At 63.3% G+C, this 16,379-nt stretch carries 12 protein-coding genes and 1 riboswitch; of the genes, 3 read left to right on the forward strand and 9 right to left on the reverse strand.

The genetic code is table 11. The annotated features are described in order from the left end of the window. Positions 1–27: 27 nt before the first annotated feature. The 4 genes from thiE to NCT05_RS15265 are packed head-to-tail and all read right to left on the reverse strand — an operon-like array spanning position 28 to position 3,284. A complete protein-coding gene (gene thiE / locus NCT05_RS15250; RefSeq protein ID WP_063936113.1) occupies positions 28–1,101 on the reverse strand; it encodes a thiamine phosphate synthase in 1,074 nt (357 codons plus the stop codon). Next, positions 1,098–1,904 carry a thiazole synthase gene (locus tag NCT05_RS15255; protein WP_008344109.1) on the reverse strand — a complete coding sequence of 269 codons (807 nt, stop codon included), beginning with the start codon at positions 1,902–1,904 and terminating at the stop codon, positions 1,098–1,100. The genes thiE and NCT05_RS15255 overlap by 4 nt, the downstream gene beginning before the upstream one ends. A 23-nt stretch (positions 1,905–1,927) precedes the next feature. After that, the gene (gene thiS / locus NCT05_RS15260) at positions 1,928–2,125 is read right to left on the reverse strand and encodes a sulfur carrier protein ThiS (RefSeq protein ID WP_175983054.1); all 198 of its coding nucleotides are present in this window, start codon (positions 2,123–2,125) and stop codon (positions 1,928–1,930) included. A gap of 16 nt (positions 2,126–2,141) precedes the next feature. Continuing rightward, positions 2,142–3,284, reverse strand: a complete 1,143-nt coding sequence (locus NCT05_RS15265; protein WP_250502663.1) for an FAD-dependent oxidoreductase — start codon at positions 3,282–3,284, stop codon at positions 2,142–2,144. Between the two features lie 187 nt (positions 3,285–3,471). Next, positions 3,472–3,596: riboswitch (TPP riboswitch) on the reverse strand. Between the two features lie 231 nt (positions 3,597–3,827). On the opposite strand from NCT05_RS15265, the gene NCT05_RS15270 reads away from it, so the two are divergent. After that, positions 3,828–5,570: an ABC transporter ATP-binding protein/permease gene (locus NCT05_RS15270; protein ID WP_250502664.1), complete on the forward strand. Its 1,743-nt coding sequence runs from the start codon at positions 3,828–3,830 to the stop codon at positions 5,568–5,570. A 69-nt stretch (positions 5,571–5,639) separates the two neighbouring features. Here the strand turns inward: NCT05_RS15270 and NCT05_RS15275 are convergent, their stop codons facing one another. The 3 genes from NCT05_RS15275 to NCT05_RS15285 form a co-directional block, all read right to left on the reverse strand. After that, entirely contained in the window at positions 5,640–7,106 is a 1,467-nt protein-coding gene (locus NCT05_RS15275; RefSeq protein WP_008344103.1) for a glutamate synthase subunit beta, read from the reverse strand. A 68-nt stretch (positions 7,107–7,174) separates the two neighbouring features. Further along, positions 7,175–11,878, reverse strand: a complete 4,704-nt coding sequence (locus NCT05_RS15280) for a glutamate synthase-related protein (RefSeq protein ID WP_250440239.1) — start codon at positions 11,876–11,878, stop codon at positions 7,175–7,177. Positions 11,879–12,208: 330 nt separating this feature from the next. Continuing rightward, entirely contained in the window at positions 12,209–12,916 is a 708-nt protein-coding gene (locus NCT05_RS15285) for a transposase (RefSeq protein ID WP_008344100.1), read from the reverse strand. Positions 12,917–13,122: 206 nt separating this feature from the next. Here NCT05_RS15285 and NCT05_RS15290 point away from each other — a divergent pair, with 206 nt between their 5' ends. Together NCT05_RS15290 and NCT05_RS15295 are read left to right on the forward strand one after the other, a co-directional pair. Beyond that, positions 13,123–13,848 carry an OmpW/AlkL family protein gene (locus tag NCT05_RS15290; protein ID WP_034473121.1) on the forward strand — a complete coding sequence of 242 codons (726 nt, stop codon included), beginning with the start codon at positions 13,123–13,125 and terminating at the stop codon, positions 13,846–13,848. 291 nt (positions 13,849–14,139) lie between these two features. Continuing rightward, positions 14,140–14,517, forward strand: coding sequence for an ElaB/YgaM/YqjD family protein (locus NCT05_RS15295; RefSeq protein WP_033536968.1), 378 nt, complete (start codon positions 14,140–14,142; stop codon positions 14,515–14,517). A 10-nt stretch (positions 14,518–14,527) separates the two neighbouring features. Here the strand turns inward: NCT05_RS15295 and ugpQ are convergent, their stop codons facing one another. Together ugpQ and NCT05_RS15305 are read right to left on the reverse strand one after the other, a co-directional pair. Beyond that, positions 14,528–15,277, reverse strand: a complete 750-nt coding sequence (gene ugpQ / locus NCT05_RS15300) for a glycerophosphodiester phosphodiesterase (protein WP_250502665.1) — start codon at positions 15,275–15,277, stop codon at positions 14,528–14,530. A 13-nt stretch (positions 15,278–15,290) separates the two neighbouring features. Continuing rightward, the gene (locus NCT05_RS15305; protein WP_250480715.1) at positions 15,291–16,376 is read right to left on the reverse strand and encodes a sn-glycerol-3-phosphate import ATP-binding protein UgpC; all 1,086 of its coding nucleotides are present in this window, start codon (positions 16,374–16,376) and stop codon (positions 15,291–15,293) included. Positions 16,377–16,379: the final 3 nt, after the last annotated feature.

The raw sequence follows: 16,379 nt of genomic DNA on the forward strand, positions 1-16,379 counted from the left end.
CGTGTATCCCCTTGCTTTTGGAACTTTTCACCGTTGACCTGCGAACATTTTTTGCAGTGACAAAACCGCCGCGGCTGTGTCCGGTGCCTCGGTGACCGCGCGCACGACCGCCGCGCTGCGCACGCCGGTTTCCAGCACGCCCGGCATCGCCTTGGCGTCGATTCCACCAATGGCGACAAGCGGCACCCGACCCGACAGCAGTTGCACGTAGCGCGACAGGCGCGCCAATCCTTGTGGCTTGGTCGGCATGACTTTCGTCGTGGTCGGGAAGACGGCGCCGAGCGCAAGGTAGCTCGGCTTGAAGTGCAGCGCGCGCAACATCTCGTAATAGCCGTGCGTCGACAGACCGAGCCGCACGCCGGCTTTCGCGATGGCGCTCAGGTCGGCCGTCTGCACGTCTTCCTGTCCGAGGTGCACGCCGTACGCGCCCGCCGCAATCGCCTCGCGCCAATGATCGTTGATGAAAACCTGTGCGTCATGCCGACGTCCCGCCTCGACCGAGCGCGAGATTTCGCGCTGCAAGTCGGCGGCGTCGGCGGTTTTGCGGCGCAGTTGCGTCGTGCGGACGCCGAGACCGAGCACGCGCTCGACCCAGTCGGCGCTCGGCAGCACCGGATACAGGCCGAGCCGATCGGGGCACGCCGGGAATCCGCCTTCGGGCGCGGCGGGCAGATCGGCGACGCGCGGAAACGTCGCGAATTCGACGGGCCACGCGTCGTCCTTGTTCTCATCGCCCGCGCGCCAGGCGAGCGCGAGCGTCAGCGCGTCGTGCGGCTCGAAGTTGCAGTCGAGGAAAGCGGCGAGCGCGGACAGCCAATCATCCGACCATTCGCCTTCGAGCGCGAAACGCTCGTCGCCACGACGCAGCGTGACGCGATCGCCATGCGCTTCGAGGATTGCCGCGGCGCCGTTCGCGGCCACATCGTGCGGCTCGTTGAACACGATGATGTCGCTCGCCTGCGGCGATTCCGGCGCGGTCAGGCAGATGCGCCAGCGCGTTTCCGCCGTCGGCCATTCGCCGAGACGCGCGCGAATCCGCTCGGCGACTTCAGTCAGCTCGTCCGCCGGCGGCCAGAACACTTCACGATTCAACAAGCTCATGCCGCGCCTCCGTCCTGATGCCAGAACGGCATGCCGACGACCGGCGTGCTCGCCTGCGCGCTGTCGCGCTCGGCCATGGGGCCCGCGAGGAACGCGGTGCGCCCCGCTTCGACGCCGAGCGCGAACGCGCGCGCCATCTGCGGCGGGAAGGTTGCCTGCGAGACGGCCGTGTTGAGCAGCACGCCATCGAAGCCCCATTCCATCACCTGACACGCATGCGACGGCACGCCGAGACCGGCATCGACGATCAGCGGCACATCCGGCAGACGCTCGCGCAAGGTGCGCAGCCCGTATGGATTCGTCACGCCCTTGCCCGTGCCGATGGGCGCGCCCCACGGCATCAGCGCTTCGCAGCCGGCATCGAGCAGACGCCGGCCGATGACGAGATCTTCCGTGCAGTAAGGCAGCACCTTGAAGCCATCGCGGATCAGCTTGGCCGCCGCTTCGACGAGGCCGATCGGATCGGGCTGCAGCGTGTAGTCGTCGCCGATCAATTCCAGTTTGATCCACGGCGTCTCGAACACTTCGCGCGCCATGTGCGCGGTCGTCAGCACCTCGTCGACGCTCTGGCAGCCCGCCGTGTTCGGCAAAAGCGCGACGCCGTGGCGCTTGAGCACATCGAAGAAGCCGGCTTCCCCGGTCTCCGACTGACGGCGCAGCGCGACCGTGACCATGCCCGGCCGAGCGGCGTCGATGGAGTCGGAAAGCGATTGCAGCGACGGATAACGCGACGTGCCGAGCAGCACGCGGCTCGGAAACGTCTCGCCGTAGAGCGTGAGGACGTCGGCGGTGGAAATGGTCATGGTTCGATCCTTCGGTTCGGAGTTCAGCCGCCCGCGACGGGCGACACGACGTCGAGCTTGTCGCCTGCGACGAGCGTTTTCGTGGCGTGTTCGCCGCGCGCGACGAACTGGCCGTTCAGCGCGACCGCGAACGGCGGTTTCGCGCCGAACGCGGCGAGCGCGTCGGTGACGGTGGTGGCGTCGGGCAAATCGAAGACGCGCTGATTGATGTGGATGTTCATGGTTGTTTCCTGATGACTAGAGCGCTGGCGCAACCGCGAACTCGCCGTGCAGCAGTTCGGGCCAGCGCGCGGCGCTGCGGAAATCGGAGAAGGCCTCGGCATCGGCGATATCGCCGGAAGCGAGCGCGTCGGCGAGACGGCACGCGGCATCCGCGACTTCGGGCGCGATCATGAAGCCGTGCCGGTACAAGCCGTTCACGCGCAAGGTCCGCGCCCCGTCCCAGACGATCGCCGGCCGGTGATCCGGCAAGGTCGGCCGGCAATGCGAGTTCAGTTCGAGGATGCGCGCCTCGCCGAAACCCGGATGCACCGCGAACGCGGCGCTCAGCAGCTCGAGCGCCGAACGTACGCTCACGGGCGACATGTCCTCGCCCTCGACTTCCGTCGCGCCGATCACGTAGAGATCGTTCTCCTTCGGCGCGATGTAGAGCGGATAGCGCGGATGCAAGAGCCGCACCGGCCGCGTCAGCCCGATGCCCGGCGCGTGCACGCGCGCGACCTCGCCGCGAATGCCGCGCAGCGCGGGCCACGCGGGCTTGCCGCCGAGGCCGCGGCAATCGATGATCCAGCGCGCGTCGGGCATCGCATCGACGGCGGTGTTCCAGTGCGTACGCACGCCGCGCTCGGCAAGTCCGGCGGCGAGTGCGCCAAGCGCCTGACGGTTGTCCAGTTGGCCTTCGTTCGGCAGCAGCCAGCCCTGCGCGAAGCGCGTTCCGAGCGCCGGTTCGGCTTGCGCGACTTGCGCGCCCGCGAGCTTGACGAAGCCGCCGTCGAGCAGATCGGCGGGCGAATTGGCCTTGAGACGGCGTTCGAAGAGCGGCGCTTCGGCGCGATCCGCGCCGTGCCAGACGACGAGCGTGCCGTTGCGCTGAAAGAAAACCGGCTCGGGCAATTGCGCGATGAGTTCAGGCCAGCGTTCGAGCGATGCCGCCCCCAGCCCGACGACGAGCGGCTCCGCGCTCGCCGCTTCCGCGAGCGGCGCGAGCATGGCGGCGGCGACCCACGCGGCCGACTGCGTGCCGGCGGCGTCGCCGCGTTCGTAAAGCGCGACGTCGTGACCCGCGCCCGCGAGTTGCCAGGCGACGAGCCGTCCGACGAGCCCGCCGCCGACGACGGCGAAATCCGGCCGGCGCGCGGCGCCCTGATCGATTCTGTTCATCAATTCGATGTCTCCATACGCGTAACGCTGCGCTGCACGATGGAGACGAAAGACGCGATCCCGATCGTGCTGGCGCGGCGCCACATCACGAGGACGAAATCAGCGGGAGAGACCGGCTCGGCAGCGCATGAAGCGCGCCGGGCGCGAAGAAAGGACTGGAAGAGACTGGAGGAATGGCGCGAGGCTCGCGCGGTCTCCGGAAACTTCCCTCGCCGGTATTACCCGGATCGGGTGCAAAGGGTCTCTCTCAGCCTCGCCGCGCTGCCGACCGTTCCGGCCGCCGATGCACGCGAAGCACCCCTGTTTCGTCGAGGGTCATTAAAACATGAAAGGCGAAGGCGCTGCAAACCGGGATTCCCCGCCTTTTATCGTGCGCGGCGGCACTCTGGCACAATGCCGCGAACATGGTTCGCAGGACGATCGCCCGAAATTAAGTGAGCGTTAAGCGAACCCCGGAACAATCTGCGGAGCCGGAAAACGCCGCGCGCGGCCCGGCCGCGGACGTAACAATCGGGCGCCACGAGGCGCATCAGCAGGAAGCTCATGACCAACACCCATACCGATAGCACGCAGCAGAAGGCCGACGAAGTCTCGGCGTGGAGCCTCATCAAGCCCTATTGGGTGTCGGAGGAGCGCGGCTTCGCGTGGGGCCTTCTCGTCGCGATCATCGCGATCAACATGACCGTTGTGTGGATCAACGTCCGGCTCAACAGCTGGAACGCCGACTTCTACAACGCGCTGCAGAACAAGAACGTCAAGGACTTTCCGCATCTGCTGCTGATCTTCACGGGCCTCGCGTTCGCGTACATCCTGCTCGCGGTGTACGGTCGATATCTGCGGCAGATGCTCGCGTTTCGCTGGCGTCAATGGCTCACCAACCGCTTTCTGGAACAATGGCTCGGTGACAAGGCGTTCTACCGCATCGAGCGCGACCGCCTCGCCGACAACCCCGACCAGCGTATTTCCGACGACCTGCAATCCTTCGCCACCACCACGCTTTCGCTCTCGCTCGATCTGCTTTCGACGCTCGTCACGCTCGTCACTTTCATCACGATTCTCTGGACCATCGCGGGCGCGCTGACCTTCTCGCTCGGCGGCACGCCGATCACGATTCCGGGCTACATGGTCTGGGCCGCCGCGCTCTACGCGATTCTCGGCTCGCTGATCATCCAGAAGGTCGGGCATCCGCTCGTGTCGATCAACTATCAGCAGCAGAAGGTCGAGGCCGATTTCCGTTTCGGCCTGATCCGCGTGCGCGAGAACGCCGAACAGATTGCGTTTTATGACGGCATCGCGACCGAAACGGCGAACGCAAAGACCATCTTCCAGCGCATTCGCGACAACTGGTGGATGATCATGAAGTACACGAAGCGCATGACCTTCGTGCTGTCGTTCTACGGGCAGATCGCGATCATTTTCCCGATCATGGTCGCCGCGCCGCGCTACTTCGCGGGCGCGTTTTCGTTTGGCGTGCTGATGCAGATTTCATCGGCGTTCGGCACGGTCAGCGATTCGTTTTCGTGGTTCATCAACAGTTATTCGACGTTGGTCGAATGGCGCGCGACCGTGAATCGTCTGCGCGAATTCAAGCGCGTAATGCGCTCGACGCATATCCGCGAAGAAACGTCGCCGGCGACGGAGCGCGGCGGCATCAACCTGCACTACACGAGCACGCCGTCGCTCACGACCAACGGGCTCATGCTCGCGCTGCCCAACGGCACGCCGCTTTCGCGCGTGGCGAACGTGTCGATCGAGCCGGGTTCGCGCTGGCTGGTCGTCGGTCCATCGGGCTCGGGCAAGAGCACGTTGATGCGCGCGCTCGCGGGTCTTTGGCCGTTCGGCGACGGCACGATCGACGCGCCCGTCGACGCGAAGATGATGTTCGTCCCGCAGATGAGTTATCTGCCGATCGGCACGTTGCGCGCGGCGCTTTCGTATCCGTCGGGGGGCGGAACGTTCAGCGTTGAAGAGTCGCGCGACGCGCTGCGTCTGTGCAATCTCGAGGCGTATGCGGATCGGCTGGAGGAAAGCGCGCATTGGGCGCGGAGTCTGTCGCCGGGCGAGCAGCAACGGCTTGCTGCCGCGCGCGTGCTGTTGCACAAGCCGGACTTCGTGTTCCTCGACGAAGCCACGAGCGCGCTCGACGCCGAGAACGAGCTGCATATCTACAACATGCTGGTCGAGCGGCTGCCGAAGGCGGCGATTGTGAGCGTGGCGCATCGCGAGTCGGTCGCGATGTTCCATGATTACAAGATCGAGATCGAGAGGGCGATGGCGGAGGTTTGACCCGTCCGCGCTCAAAAGCAAAAGGCCACGCGATCGCGTGGCCTTTTTGCATGAAGCGTCGAGCGACGCTTACCGCGGCAACTCGCTCGATCCCATCAGATACGCATCCACCGATCGTGCGCACTGACGTCCTTCGCGAATCGCCCAGACGACCAGCGACTGCCCGCGACGCATATCGCCGGCGGTGAAGACTTTATCGACCGACGTGTAATACGCCTTGTCGCCTTCGGTCGCGGCGCGCACGTTGCCGCGCGCATCCTTCTCGACGCCGAACGCATCCAGCACCGGCGACACCGGCTGCGTGAAGCCCATCGCGAGCAGCACGAGATCGGCCTTCATCTCGAACTCGGAACCCGGCACTTCCTGCATCTTGCCGCCCTTCCACTCGACGCGCACGGCGATCAGCTTCTCGACCTTGCCGTTCTTGCCTTCGAAGCGCTTCGTCGCAACCGACCAGTCGCGCTCGCAACCTTCTTCATGCGACGACGACGTACGCAGCTTGATCGGCCAGTACGGCCACACGAGCGGCTTGTTCTCTTCCTCGGGCGGCTGCGCGAGCAGTTCGAACTGCGTCACGCTCTTCGCGCCATGACGATTCGACGTGCCCACGCAATCCGAACCCGTATCGCCGCCGCCGATCACGACGACATGCTTGCCCTTCGCGAGCAGTTGATCCGGCAGCTTGTCGCCCGCGTTGACCTTGTTCTGCTGCGGCAGGAATTCCATCGCGTAGTAGATGCCTTCGAGCTCGCGCCCCGGCACCGGCAGATCGCGCGGCGTTTCCGAGCCGCCCGCGATCACGACCGCGTCGAACTGTTCCTTCAGCTCGTCGGGCGTGATGGTTTCCTTCGCCGTATTCGCGATGTATTCCGGCAGCGCATCCTTGCCGATGAACACGTTCGTGCGGAACGACACGCCTTCCGCCTCCATCTGACGCATGCGGCGATCGATCAGCCACTTCTCCAGCTTGAAATCGGGGATGCCGTAACGCAGCAGACCGCCGATGCGATCGTTCTTCTCGAACACGACGACTTCATGGCCCGCGCGTCCGAGTTGCTGCGCGGCCGCGAGACCCGCGGGCCCCGAACCGACGACGGCGACCTTCTTGCCCGTCTTGTGCTTCGGCGGTTGCGGCACGACCCAGCCTTCGGCGAAAGCCTTGTCGATGATCGCGTGCTCGATCGACTTGATGCCGACCGGATCGTCGTTGATGCCCAATGTGCACGCCGCTTCGCACGGCGCCGGGCAGATGCGGCCCGTGAATTCCGGGAAGTTGTTGGTCGAATGCAGCACGTTGATCGCGCTCTTCCAGTCCTGCTGGAACACGAGATCGTTGAAGTCCGGAATGATGTTGTTGACCGGGCAGCCGTTGTTGCAGAACGGAATGCCGCAGTCCATGCAGCGCGCGCCTTGAACCTTCGCGTCTTCATCGGTCAGCGCGGCGACGAATTCCTTGTAATGCTTGACGCGGGTAAGCGGAGCTTCGTACGCCTCGTGGCGGCGTTCGAACTCGAGAAAACCGGTTGCCTTGCCCATTTCTTTCTCTGTATTTGGTGAGGATCGCGCGCGCTCCCGGAGCGCGCGTCTGTCTGATTGAACGAGGCTTAAGCCGCGACCGCTTCCTTGCCCTTCTTCGCGCCCATTTCGGTGAGCGCGCGACGGTACTCGGTCGGGAACACCTTGACGAACTGACGGCGAGCCGAATCCCAGTTTTCCAGCAGCGACTTCGCGCGCGGCGAGCCGGTGAACTGGAAGTGACGCTCGATCAGCCCCTTGAGCAGCGCTTCGTCGGTCTTGCCGGCGTGCCACAGCGTGCGATCCACCGTGCGCTCCTGTTCGGCCTGCTGCAGCACCGGATCGAGCGCGACCATCGACTTGTTGCACTTGCCGGCGAACGCGCCTTCCGGGTCGTACACGAACGCGATGCCGCCCGACATGCCCGCCGCGAAGTTGCGGCCCGTCTCGCCGAGCACGACCACCGTGCCGCCCGTCATGTATTCGCAGCCGTGATCGCCCGTGCCTTCGACGACCGCCGTCGCACCCGAGTTGCGCACGCAGAAGCGCTCGCCCGCGACGCCGCGGAAATACGATTCGCCTTCGATCGCGCCGTACATCACCGTGTTGCCGCAGATGATGTTTTCCTCGGACTTGCCGCGGAAGTCGTTGGTCGGGCGAATGATGATGCGCCCGCCCGACAGGCCCTTGCCGACGTAGTCGTTGCCGTCGCCGACGAGATCCAGCGTCACGCCCTTCGCGAGGAACGCGCCAAAGCTCTGGCCCGCCGTGCCCTTCAACTGGATGTGAATCGAGTCGTCGGGCAGGCCGTCGTGACCGTGCGTCTTCGCGATGAGGCCGGACAGCATCGCGCCGACCGTGCGATTCACGTTGCGCACCGGCTGGATGAACGACACATGCTCGCCCTTCTCGATCGCCGCCTTCGACTTCTCGATCAGCACGTGATCGAGCGCCTTGTCGAGACCGTGATCCTGCACGTCGACGTGCTTGCGCGCGACGTCTTCGCCCACCGGCACCTGATAGAAGATGCGCGAGAAGTCGAGGCCCTTAGCCTTCCAGTGCTCGATGCCCTTCTTCATGTCGAGCAGATCGACGCGGCCGATCAGGTCGTCGAACTTGCGGATACCGAACTGCGCCATGATTTCGCGCACTTCTTCCGCAACGAAGAAGAAGAAGTTGACGACGTGTTCCGGCTGGCCCGAGAACTTCGCGCGCAGCACCGGGTCCTGCGTCGCGACGCCGACCGGGCACGTGTTCAGATGGCACTTGCGCATCATGATGCAGCCTTCGACGACGAGCGGCGCCGTCGCGAAGCCGAATTCGTCCGCGCCGAGCAGCGCGCCGATCACGACGTCGCGGCCGGTTTTCATCTGACCGTCGGCCTGCACGCGAATGCGCCCGCGCAGACGGTTCAGCACCAGCGTCTGCTGCGTTTCGGCGAGGCCGAGTTCCCACGGCGTGCCAGCGTGCTTGAGCGACGACAGCGGCGATGCGCCCGTGCCACCGTCATGGCCCGCGATCACAACGTGATCCGCCTTCGCCTTCGCAACGCCCGCGGCCACCGTGCCGACACCGACTTCCGACACCAGCTTCACCGAAATGCTCGACGACGAATTCACGTTCTTCAGATCGTGAATGAGTTGCGCGAGGTCTTCGATCGAATAGATGTCGTGGTGCGGCGGCGGCGAAATGAGGCCGACGCCCGGCACCGAATAACGCAGCTTGCCGATGTATTCGGACACCTTGTGGCCCGGCAGCTGACCGCCTTCGCCCGGCTTCGCGCCCTGCGCCATCTTGATCTGGATCTGGTCCGCCGACGACAGATACTCCGCCGTCACGCCGAAACGTCCCGACGCGACCTGCTTGATCTTCGAGCGCAGCGAATCGCCTTCCTTCAGCGGGATGTCGGTGACGACTTCCTTGCCGATGATCGATTGCAGCGTGTCGCCGTTCTTGATCGGAATGCCGCGCAGTTCGTTGCGATAACGCGTTTCGTCCTCGCCGCCTTCGCCCGTGTTCGACTTGCCGCCGATGCGGTTCATCGCGACGGCGAGCGTGGCGTGCGCTTCCGTGCTGATCGAGCCGAGCGACATCGCGCCCGTCGCAAAGCGCTTGACGATTTCCTTCGCCGATTCGACTTCATCGAGCGGAATCGCCTTCGACGGCGACACCTTGAACTCGAACAGACCGCGGAACGTCATGTGACGCTTCGTCTGGTCGTTGATGATGTGGGCGTATTCCTTGTACGTCTGATACGAGTTGCTGCGCGCCGAGTGCTGCAGCTTGGCGATCGCATCCGGCGTCCACATGTGCTCTTCGCCGCGCACGCGATACGCATATTCGCCGCCCGCGTCGAGCATGTTCGCGAGGACCGGGTTGTCGCCGAACGCTTCGCGATGCAGATGAATCGCTTCTTCCGCCACTTCGAAGATGCCGATGCCGCCGACCTTCGTCGCCGTGCCCTTGAAATACTTCTCGACGAGTTCCGACGACAGGCCGACGCCTTCGAAAATCTGCGCGCCGGTGTAGGACATATACGTCGAAATGCCCATCTTCGACATGACCTTCAACAGGCCCTTGCCGACCGCCTTCGTGAAGTTGTAGATGACCTTGTCCGCCGACAGATCGCCCTTCAGGCCTTCGGCCATGTTGGCGAGCGTTTCCAGCGCGAGGTACGGGTGAACGGCTTCCGCGCCGTAGCCCGCGAGCAGCGCGAAGTGATGCGTTTCGCGCGCCGAGCCCGTTTCCACGACGAGACCCGTGCTCGTGCGCAGACCGTGCGCGACGAGATGCGAGTGGATCGCGGACGTGGCGAGCAGCGCCGGGATAGCGACGTTGTCGCGGTCCATCTTGCGGTCGGACACGATCAGGATGTTGTAGCCGGAGCGCACGGCATCCACGGCTTCCGCGCACAGCGACGCGATACGCGCCTCGATGCCTTCCTTGCCCCACGCCACCGGATAGCAGATGTTCAGCTCATACGAGCTGAATTTGCCGCCGGTGTACTTGTCGATCGCGCGGATCTTCGCGATGTCCTTGAAGTCGAGCACGGGCTGCGACACTTCGAGGCGCATCGTCGGGTTGATGTTCGTCGTGTCGAGCAGGTTCGGTTTCGGGCCGATGAACGAGTTGAGCGACATGACGAGGTTTTCGCGGATCGGGTCGATCGGCGGGTTCGTCACCTGCGCGAACAGCTGCTTGAAGTAGTTGTAGAGCGTCTTGTTCTTGTTGGACATGACCGCGAGCGGCGAGTCGTTGCCCATCGAGCCGACGGCCTCTTCGCCCGATTGCGCCATCGGCGCCATCAGGAACTTGAGGTCTTCCTGCGTGTAGCCGAACGCCTGCTGACGGTCCAACAGTGCGGCGGCTTCGCGGCGCTGCGTTTCGACGTCTTCCGCCTTCGGCTCGATCTCGTCGAGCTTGATGCGAACCGCGTCGATCCAGCTCTTGTACGGCTTCGCGTTGGACAGGTTGTCCTTCAGCTCCTTGTCCTCGATGATGCGGCCCTGCTCCATGTCGATCAGGAACATCTTGCCCGGCTGCAGACGCCACTTCTTGACGATCTTCGACTCGGGAATAGGCAGCACGCCGGATTCCGACGCGAGGATCACGAGATCGTCGTCGGTGACGAGATAGCGCGCCGGACGCAGGCCGTTACGGTCCAACGTCGCGCCGATCTGGCGGCCGTCCGTGAACGCGATGGCGGCGGGGCCGTCCCACGGTTCCATCATCGCGGCGTGGTATTCGTAGAACGCGCGGCGGTTGTCGTCCATCAGCGTGTGCTGTTCCCACGCTTCCGGGATCATCATCATCATTGCGTGGACGAGCGGGTAGCCGGCCATCACGAGCAGTTCGAGACAGTTGTCGAACGAAGCCGTGTCGGACTGGCCCGGATAGATCAGCGGCCAGAGCTTCGGCAGATCGTCGCCGAGCACGTACGACGCGATCGCGCCGGTGCGCGCGTTCAGCCAGTTGACGTTGCCCTTCACGGTGTTGATTTCACCGTTGTGCGCGATCATGCGATACGGGTGCGCGAGTTCCCACGCGGGGAACGTGTTCGTCGAGAAGCGCTGGTGCACGAGCGCGAGCGCCGACACGACGCGCTCGTCCTGCAGATCGCGGTAATACACGCCGACCTGGCCGGCCAGCAGCAGACCCTTGTAGACGACCGTGCGCGACGACATCGACGGCACGAAGTATTCCTTGCCGTGCTTTAGCTTCAACGCCTGGATGCGATGGCTCGCCGTCTTGCGGATGATGTACAGCTTGCGCTCGAGCGCGTCCGTCACGACGATGTCCTTGCCGCGCCCGATGAAAATCTGGCGGATCAGCGGCTCGCTCGCCTTCACGGTCGGCGAAATCGGCATGGTGGAATCGACCGGCACGTCGCGCCAGCCGAGCACGACTTGGCCCTCGGCCTTGACCGTGCGCTCCAGTTCCTGCTCGCATGCGAGACGCGATGCATGCTCCTTCGGCAGGAAGATCATGCCGACGCCGTATTCGCCAGCAGGCGGCAACGTCACGCCTTGCTTGGCCATTTCTTCGCGATAGAAGCCGTCCGGCACCTGTATGAGGATGCCGGCGCCGTCGCCCATCAGCGGATCGGCGCCGACCGCGCCGCGGTGATCGAGATTCTCAAGAATCTTGAGACCCTGCTGAATGATCTCGTGGCTCTTTTTTCCCTTGATATGGGCGACGAAACCGACGCCGCACGCGTCGTGTTCGTTCGCAGGGTCGTACATGCCCTGCGCGGCGGGAAGCGAACCGGCTGCCGGCTGCTGATGATCGTTCATGGGGACACCGTCTCTACTGTGAGGGGCCGAATCGACTCGGCCGTTGAACCATTTTCTTGTCGCTTGCGACGGTTTCTTTCAACTTGATGTGTCACGAAGCACGGTCGTGCGCGGCACGCTGCACCGCGGCAATTGCCGGAAATCGAAATATACGCGACGAATCAAAGCGATGGCAAATAAAACTTGATGATCTGACACCGATTATCGATATGGTGCAAACGTGCCCCAACATATTAGGGCCGCATCGTAGTTAGCGAAAAAGAAACGGCGAGACTCGGAAAATTCGAGACGCCGTTTCGTTTTTTGCTTCAGGAACGCCCGTGAAGGCCGTTATTGAGTCTGTGGAGTTTCGCGAATCTTGCGCGGACGTCCGCGCGGCAGCGGCGACACCCGGCGGTTGGCAGCATGCGACGCCCATTCCCGATAGGCATCGCTGCCCAGCACCCAGCCTTTAAGTGTCGCTTGCAGGAGACGGTTGGCCTCGCGCTCATCGGGCGGTTGCTCGCACAGTTCCTTGTAGGCGTGCTGGCGTTCGAACGGCGTATTGCCGAGCGACCAGAACAGCGGATGGTCGGTGATGAGGCTATCGAGCGTGAGCCCGATGTGATGACGGAAGCTGGACCATTTGTAGTCCTGCGGCGCCGCGACCAGTTGCGCGCGCACGGGCGCCATTTCTACGACGCGCGTGGCGAGCAGAAAGTATCGTTCGCCCTCGATGACCGTCGCGCGATAGCGGCCTTCCCAGAGCGTGCCGCGTCGCATGTATCGACGATTGAAGTGCGCCACGTAACGACGTCCCACCGCTTGCATCGCTTTGGGCAGACTGGATTCGTCGCGCGGCGTGACGAGCAGATGTACCGCCTGCGGCATCAGCGCATAGGCGTGGATAGAGAGGTGATGATCACGTGAAGCAGTCCTCAAGCAGTCGATGAAGAGCTCGTAGTCCTGGTCGTCGACGAAGGCGGGTTGCTGGTCGAGACCACGCAGGATGACATGCTGCGGCTGTTCGGGAACGTAGAGTCGTGCAAGCCGTGCCATTCTGGATTTTCCGTTGGACGCGTTTGTGTTACCCCGTTCGGGGACCTTTTGGAGCCGTTGCGGCAGCGTGGACAAAACACATGCAATTGCCGTGCAACCAGACCCCAAAGCCGCTCTTTGCCCTAGGGAGAATGCTCTACGGCACCGCTATGGTTAATGTGAAATCTTGTGTTCATAATGAGCGTGCTTTTTCGGAGGAGCACAAATTGAAAATAAAACAAGTCATCACGGGGATCGCGGCATTAGCGTGTGTGTCCACCGCGGCACATGCGCAATCTGCTGGATCCTTCTATGCAACAGCAGGCTGGTTTCACTTCGCCCCGCAAGACAGTAGTGGTCCGCTCAAAGAAACAAGTGTAGGCGGATCTCCGGTCAATATCGACGTTCCCGGCACAGGCGCAGGCATTTCGAGCGCCGACACCGCCGGCTTCACGTTGGGCTACTTCGCGACCGACCACATTGCCGCCGAACTCGAAATGGGCGTGCCGCCCACGTTCGATCTCGAAGGCAAGGGCACCTTGTCCCAGTACGGAAAGCTCGGCAGCGCGAAGCAGTGGAGCCCGACGCTGCTATTCAAATACTTCTTCAATGCTCCCACGGCGAAGTTCCGTCCGTTCGTGGGTCTTGGCGTGACGCGCACCTGGTTTACCGACGCGCAGATCACGAATCAGCAATTCGAGGGCTCGGTCCTGCATGGTCCGACCACCGTCGACACGGATAGTTCGTGGGCGCCCGTGTTTAATGTCGGCGCAACCTACAATTTCACGGAGCACTGGTTCGCCGGATTTTCCGTGTCGTTCATTCCGTTGAAGGCCACCGCGAAGTTGAACACGCAGGCTCAAACGCCTGTCGGCACGCTCAACGTTCAATCGCAGGCGAAAATCACCCTGAACCCGATCGTCACATATTTGCGAGTGGGCTATCGATTCTGAAGTGAGACTGCTCACAAGCATGTAACGACGATATAAGCGCCAAAAAAAGAGATAACGCCGGCATGATTCACATATGCCGGCGTTACTTTTTGCATCGCCCTTGTAAATGTGACCTTCGTAAAACGGATTGCTTGCAGTTCTTACGCGCGATTGCGCGCGGAATGTGTTTCGCGGTCGCGCTTACCGAAGCTCTGCGCAACGTCGAAGCATCGGCATCGAATTTGCTGCATGATGAGTTTCCCCGCCACCTCGCGCGGGCTATCCACGACTCATCCATCGACGGAGCGATCTATGAACGCACTGCCTAACACGCGAGACGCCATCGGAGATTCCTGGACCACGACGAGCCGCCGCGCACGACGCATGGCACGGCATGGCCGCGAAGCAGCCGAGGATATCGGCTCCGAACTGCGCACCCTTCTCAGCGAACTCGAAAACACCCTGGCCGAAGGCACGTCGGCCGATGCGGCTGCGCTACGCGCGCAGATCAGCGACCGGCTCGTCAGCGCGCGCGCACGTCTGAACGACACGCACGCGGCGCTTCGCGAGCGCGCGGGCGCAGCGTTCGAAGACGCCGACGCCTTCCTTCACGAAAAGCCCTGGCAAACCATTGCATTGGTTGGCGGGTTGGCGCTGGTTGCGGGCGTGCTGCTCGCTCGCGTTCGCTGACATTTCAACCCTACGACGCCTCCAGAAAATCCGCGCCAATAATGTCGATGCGATCCGTGCAGATCGCATCGACGCCCCATTGCGCGAGCAACCGCGCGCGCGCCGGATCGTTCACCGTGTAGGCGAGAATGCGCAAGCCGGCATCCTTGATCTGCGCGACGAGCGCTTCATCGAGCGTGCGATGGTTCGCGTGCAGCGACACACACGATAACGCTGAAGTTTGCGCGCGCCAGTTCACGGGAACGCGCTCGTAAAGCATCCCTCGCGGAAGATTCGGCGCGACGTCGCGTGCGGCTTCCAGCGCCGCATATGAGAACGACGACATCAGCGGCGCAACTTCAGCGTCTGCCCACAAGTGCGCCGCCTCACGCGCGACGAGCACGCCTGTTTCCACGTCGCGCCCCTGACTCGGCTTGATCTCGATGTTCACCGCAAGCCCATGCTTCACGCATCGCTCGTGCACTTGGGCGAGCGTCGGCATACGCGCGTTTGCGAATTCGGCGCCGAACCAGGTGCCTGCATCGAGCGCGCGCAACTGCGCGTAGGTCATCGCTTTTGCCGCGCCGCGTCCGTTCGACGTTCGATCGACCGCGTCGTCGTGCAGCAGGAAGACGATGTCGTCAGCAGAAAGCTTCGCGTCGAACTCGATCATCGTGTGGCCGAAGCGCGCGCCCACGTCGATTGCTTCGAGCGTGTTCTCCGGCGCGAGTTTGCCGCCGCCGCGATGCGCGACGATCGCGGGATAAGGCCAGGTTCTCATCGCATCGCCTCCTTTAGTTCGCGCGCAGTCGCGTTGCCGGATCGAAAAAATGCAGATGCCGCGCGGGCAACGATACGCTCAACCGCTCGCCACGCTGCGGGCGATGCTCATGCGGCAAGCGCGCTGCGACGTCGTGCTTGCCCCACTTGCCGTGCGCGAGATTGTCCGCGCCAAGCAGTTCAGCCGAATCCACATCGAGCGTGGCGCTTGGCGCGTTTTCGTTGCCGGGCGTCATATGCTCGGGACGAATGCCCACGATCCACTCGCGCCCGTGCATCGCGCTCGTCACGCCATTCGCGCCCGCGACCGGCAGCTTCGGACCGCCGCCCGCGATCTCGAAAGTCGATCCGTCTTCGGACAGACGTCCTTCGAGCAGATTCATCGCCGGCGATCCGATGAAGCTCGCCACGAATACGGTTGCCGGGCGTTCGTACACTGCGGTCGGCGCGCCGATCTGCTCCGCGTGACCCTTGTTCATCACGATGACGCGCTGCGCGAGCGTCATGGCTTCGATCTGATCGTGCGTAACGTAAAGGCTCGTGGTCGCGAGACGCGCGTGCAGCCGCTGAATTTCGAGGCGCATCTGCACGCGCAGCTTGGCGTCGAGATTCGACAACGGTTCGTCGAACAAGAACACCGCCGGCTCGCGGACAATCGCGCGGCCCATTGCAACGCGCTGCCGCTGACCACCCGACAATTCGCGCGGCTTGCGTTCGAGCAGATGTTCGAGTTCGAGGATACGCGCGGCATTCGCGACGCGCGACTCGATGGTCTTCTTGTCCGCGCCGCCGATCTTCAGCGCGTACGCCATATTCTGCGCGACGCTCATGTGCGGATAAAGTGCGTAGTTCTGAAAAACCATCGCGATGTCGCGATCCTTCGGCTCCAGCTTGTTCACGACCTTGCCGCCGATTTCGATCGCGCCTTCGGACACGCTTTCGAGCCCCGCGACCATGCGCAGCAAAGTCGACTTTCCGCAGCCCGACGGCCCGACCATCACGACGAATTCGCCGTCCTCGATCGCGGCGTCGATGCCGTGCAGTACGTAGTTCGAGCCGTCGTATGTTTTCTTGACGCTTTTTAGATTCAATGCAGCCATGTT

Source organism: Caballeronia sp. AZ7_KS35 (genome assembly GCF_023631045.1).
Lineage (GTDB): Bacteria > Pseudomonadota > Gammaproteobacteria > Burkholderiales > Burkholderiaceae > Caballeronia > Caballeronia zhejiangensis.

What these genes read in the sequence shown, in the direction of transcription:
- NCT05_RS15295 (WP_033536968.1), top strand. Translation starts at nt 14,140, where the DNA reads ATGAACGCACTGCCTAACACGCGAGACGCCATCGGAGATTCCTGGACC.
- ugpQ (WP_250502665.1), bottom strand. Translation starts at nt 15,277, where the DNA reads ATGAGAACCTGGCCTTATCCCGCGATCGTCGCGCATCGCGGCGGCGGC.
- thiS (WP_175983054.1), bottom strand. Translation starts at nt 2,125, where the DNA reads ATGAACATCCACATCAATCAGCGCGTCTTCGATTTGCCCGACGCCACC.
- NCT05_RS15265 (WP_250502663.1), bottom strand. Translation starts at nt 3,284, where the DNA reads ATGAACAGAATCGATCAGGGCGCCGCGCGCCGGCCGGATTTCGCCGTC.
- NCT05_RS15270 (WP_250502664.1), top strand. Translation starts at nt 3,828, where the DNA reads ATGACCAACACCCATACCGATAGCACGCAGCAGAAGGCCGACGAAGTC.
- NCT05_RS15255 (WP_008344109.1), bottom strand. Translation starts at nt 1,904, where the DNA reads ATGACCATTTCCACCGCCGACGTCCTCACGCTCTACGGCGAGACGTTT.
- NCT05_RS15285 (WP_008344100.1), bottom strand. Translation starts at nt 12,916, where the DNA reads ATGGCACGGCTTGCACGACTCTACGTTCCCGAACAGCCGCAGCATGTC.
- thiE (WP_063936113.1), bottom strand. Translation starts at nt 1,101, where the DNA reads ATGAGCTTGTTGAATCGTGAAGTGTTCTGGCCGCCGGCGGACGAGCTG.
- NCT05_RS15305 (WP_250480715.1), bottom strand. Translation starts at nt 16,376, where the DNA reads ATGGCTGCATTGAATCTAAAAAGCGTCAAGAAAACATACGACGGCTCG.
- NCT05_RS15275 (WP_008344103.1), bottom strand. Translation starts at nt 7,106, where the DNA reads ATGGGCAAGGCAACCGGTTTTCTCGAGTTCGAACGCCGCCACGAGGCG.
- NCT05_RS15280 (WP_250440239.1), bottom strand. Translation starts at nt 11,878, where the DNA reads ATGAACGATCATCAGCAGCCGGCAGCCGGTTCGCTTCCCGCCGCGCAG.